This window comes from Nevskia soli (assembly GCF_903970205.1).
Lineage (GTDB): Bacteria > Acidobacteriota > Terriglobia > Bryobacterales > Bryobacteraceae > Bog-113.
In genome coordinates this window covers 1-3,731 of sequence record NZ_CAJCHS010000178.1, presented here as the reverse complement: position 1 = coordinate 3,731, position 3,731 = coordinate 1, and the positions used below count along the sequence as shown (strand labels likewise).

5 protein-coding genes are annotated in these 3,731 nt (G+C 59.4%); 3 read left to right on the top strand and 2 right to left on the bottom strand.

The annotated features are described in order from the left end of the window. The first annotated feature begins 76 nt into the window (after positions 1-76). Both H1Y01_RS07920 and hpnI read left to right on the top strand, forming a co-directional pair. The gene (locus tag H1Y01_RS07920; RefSeq protein ID WP_180539902.1) at positions 77-442 is read left to right on the top strand and encodes an EamA family transporter; all 366 of its coding nucleotides are present in this window, start codon (positions 77-79) and stop codon (positions 440-442) included. Continuing rightward, positions 439-1,533: a bacteriohopanetetrol glucosamine biosynthesis glycosyltransferase HpnI gene (gene hpnI, locus H1Y01_RS07915; RefSeq protein WP_180539901.1), complete on the top strand. Its 1,095-nt coding sequence runs from the start codon at positions 439-441 to the stop codon at positions 1,531-1,533. Before H1Y01_RS07920 ends, hpnI begins: the two co-directional genes overlap by 4 nt. Here hpnI and H1Y01_RS07910 read toward each other — a convergent pair. After that, positions 1,526-1,885, bottom strand: a complete 360-nt coding sequence (locus H1Y01_RS07910; RefSeq protein WP_180539900.1) for a response regulator — start codon at positions 1,883-1,885, stop codon at positions 1,526-1,528. The genes hpnI and H1Y01_RS07910 overlap by 8 nt on opposite strands. An 84-nt stretch (positions 1,886-1,969) precedes the next feature. Here H1Y01_RS07910 and H1Y01_RS07905 point away from each other — a divergent pair, with 84 nt between their 5' ends. Next, positions 1,970-2,884, top strand: coding sequence for a DUF4351 domain-containing protein (locus H1Y01_RS07905; RefSeq protein WP_180539899.1), 915 nt, complete (start codon positions 1,970-1,972; stop codon positions 2,882-2,884). Positions 2,885-3,037: 153 nt separating this feature from the next. Here H1Y01_RS07905 and H1Y01_RS07900 read toward each other — a convergent pair. After that, the coding region (locus H1Y01_RS07900; RefSeq protein WP_180539898.1) for an ABC transporter ATP-binding protein at positions 3,038-3,731 on the bottom strand (694 nt) is incomplete at its 5' end.

Below are 3,731 nucleotides of genomic sequence, written 5' to 3'. Positions count from 1 at the left end.
TTGTTCTCGGAGTCCTTCTTGTGAGCCGCACAGGCGTTCGCCGCAGGAAGACAGTAGAACCCGCCAAGGAGTTGGTATGTTCCTGAAGTGGTCTCTAGTCGGTATCATCGTCGCCGCGACGACGGCCGGCTATCTCTTCCAAGCCCTCGGGATGCGCCAACACGGCGAGCTGCACGAGTTTAATCCCGGCGCTTTAGGCCGTACGTTCTCTGCTCTCGCCCGCAACGGCTGGGTGGTCCTATCGGTGATCGCGATGGCGATCTCTTTCTTCAGCTTCATGGCCCTGGTCTCAGTCGCAGACCTGAGTTTCGCGGTCCCGGCGACTGCGTGCAGTCTTGTCTTTGAGACAGTACTCGCGCGGATCGTCCTCAAAGAACACGTTGATTGGAAACGTTGGGCCGGCGCTGGCCTGGTTGCTTGCGGCGTTGCCCTTCTCGCGTGAACCTGTTCGCGATTCCGGCACTCGCCTCAGCTGCCTACCAATTACTCACGCTCATCGCCGGCGTGCGCCATCTGCTCCGCCGTCGATACCCTCAATTCACGCCGCCTGTCTCTATCCTCAAGCCAGTCCGGGGCGCCGACGAGCGCTTCGCCGCCGCAATCGAGTCGCATGCCCTTCAGGACTACCCGGACTTCGAAATTCTCTTCGGCCTGACCGATCCGAACGATCGCGCGCGCGAAATGATCGAAGCTTTGGCCCGATCGCACCCCTCGATCCCGATCCGCGTCATCGATGTCGAAACGACCGCAGCGAACCCGAAGGTAGGCGTCCTCGATCAACTCGCGAAGCGAGCGCGCCATCCATATCTGCTGGTGAACGATAGCGACATCCTCGTTGAGCCGAGCTATCTCCGGCAGGTCATTGCGCCACTGGCTGACGGCAAGATCGGTTTGATCACGTGTCTCTACCGCGGTGCAGGCGGATCATTCGCGACGCGCTCCGAGGCCCTTGGGATCGCTACCGAGTTTGCGCCCAGCGTGCTCCTCGCGCGCCTGATCGGGGTCAACGAATTCGCCATGGGTTCCACTCTCGCCTTCCGCGCCGCAGACTTAGATCGCGCCGGAGGATTTGCCGCTATTTCCGATTACCTCGGCGATGATTATCAGCTCGGCAAAAGACTAACGAACCTCAGGCTGCGAGTCGAGTTAGGCGCTCCAGTGGTAGCGACATGGCTGGGCCGCGGAGACTGGCGGGCTGTCGGGTCGCATCAACTCCGCTGGGCGCGAACCATCCGCGTCTCCCGCCCTGGGGGCCATCTCGGTTACGCAATCACGTTCACGCTCACGTGGGCCCTGCTCGCTGCTGCCGCAGGCAACATCGAAGTCGCCATCTACTGCTATGCGGTGCGCGTGATCTGCGGTCTGGCAATTGCCGGTTTGGTTCTACGCGATGCCGAATCCCTGGCCTGGTTCTGGTGGATGCCGTTCCGCGATCTTTTTGGGTTCGCCGTCTGGTTGGCCGCCCTGTTTGGCAATACCGTAGAGTGGCGCGGAAGGCGGTTACGTATCGACCGCCACGGCCGGATCACCTGACCAGCGTTTGACGGATGGTAGTCGTCAGTTGGTCCGTCGTGAAGGGCTTCTTGATAACAGGAGACCGCTTTTTGGACGGCGGGAAAGAGGCATCCGGAAAACCCGACATGTAGACCGAGCGTATATCCGGCCGGATAATCTCCATGCGCCGCACCATCTCCGGACCGCTAATGTCCGGCATCACGACATCGGAGAGAATCAGATCGAACTCGCCTTGGGCGGATGCAAACCTCTCCAGCCCCTCGGCTCCCGAACCGGCCATCTCACAGCGATATCCGCATTGAGTGAGAATGGCCGCGCATAACTCCCGGATGGCCGGTTCATCGTCCACGATGAGTATGCTCGCTATCAAGGTAGGTTCATTATTGCGTATTTTGACGAAAAAGGGCGTGGTATTTAGCTATCGCAGTTCCACCAACGACAATAGAGAAGCCCGATGGCGCAGACCTATGATGTGACGTTGAAGGCGCTGCTGCGGGACACCGCCGGACGCGCCGTTTATACCGCGACGGGGCTATCGATCGAAACGTGGCTCGACATTGAATTGCCGAAAGTCGCGAATCCCCGGCTGGACTTGCTGGGAGAAACCCACGATGGCAGCCTCTTGCATCTGGAATTGCAGGTCAGTAACGATGCGGAAATGCCGCGGCGAATGGCGGAATACGCGCTGGCGATCTTCCGCATCTACCGTACCTTTGCCCGGCAGATCGTGCTCTATGCGGGAGAGCCGGATCTTCGCATGGAAACCAGTCTGGAGGGTCCCCGCTTTGCGTTTAGTTTCGAGGTGATCGATCTGCGCGATCTCGATGGCGAAGCGCTACTGGCTAGCGACCATGTGGGCGATAATGTACTAGCGATCCTGACTCGTTTGCGGGACCAGCGAAGCGCGATCGACCGGATTCTTCGCAAGATCGCAACGCTCGACGAGACAAAGCGGGAGCAGGCGATTGAGCAGTTGTCGATTTTAGCGGGCTTACGGAAGCTGGACAAAGCCGTGCAAGAAGGGATTCAACGAATGGATGATCTTCGCGAACTTATCATGAACAATGCGGTCCTAGGCCCGGGATACAAGCGCGGTCTTGAGGAAGGCGAACTCAAAGGCGAACTTAAGGGCAAACTGGAAGGCAAATTGGAAGGCAAACTGGAAGGCAAACTGGAAGGCAAACTGGAAGGCAAACTGGAAGGCAAACTGGAAGGCGAACTGACCATCCTGAGGCGTCTACTCCGCAGGCGGTTCGGCCCCATTCCGCAATGGGCGGAGGAGCGGCTCAGCCGCCAAGGGGTCGAAGACCTGGAAGCACTCAGTGTCCGGATATTAGACGCCGGCAGCATCGAGCAACTGCTTCAGTAGGCCCAAACCTTCACTTGGGGAGTTGACCATCCGGAGGCGACTGCTCCAGAGGCGGTTTGGCGTCATTCCGCCACACCAAACGCCCGAAGACCTGGAAGCACTCAGCCTCCGGATCTTAGAAGCGGGTAGCCTCGAGCAACTGCTTCAATAGATTCAGATTGCTTCCAGTGCTTCTTCCAGCGTTTGCCGCTGGGCAAGGCTCGCGTAATAGCCGTCGCGTGCCACCAGTTGTTCATGAGTGCCGCGCTCCACCACTTTGCCGCGATCGAGCACGATGATCTCATCCGCGCCTCTCACCGTTGAAACGCGGTGCGAGATCAGTATCACCGTGCGGCCCTTTACCACGTGTGTCAAGCTGCTGAGGATCCGGTCCTCGGTCAACGTGTCGACGCTCGACAACGCATCATCGAGGATCAAGACTCGGGGCTGCCGGATCAGCGCGCGGGCGATTGCCGTTCGTTGTTTCTGACCGCCGGAAAGGGTCAACCCGCGCTCGCCGACGATGGTCTCGTATCCGTTGGGGAACGCTTCGATATCGGAAGCGATACCGGCCAGTTCCGCGGCCTGTCGGATCGCCTGCATGCCAGCGTCCATGCTGGCGTCTTCCACTCCGAACGCGATGTTTTCGGCGATGGTCGCGCTGAAGAGGAACGTCTCCTGCGGGACCATCCCGATCAAGTGCCGCAAGTCCGAAGGATCGCAGTCTTTCACATCGATACCGTCCACGCGGACGGTTCCAGAGCCGGGATCCATTAGACGCGGAATCAGGTTCACCAGAGTTGTTTTGCCGCTGCCTGTGCGGCCCACGATTGCCACGGTAGACCCCGCTTCGATCACGAGGTCGATC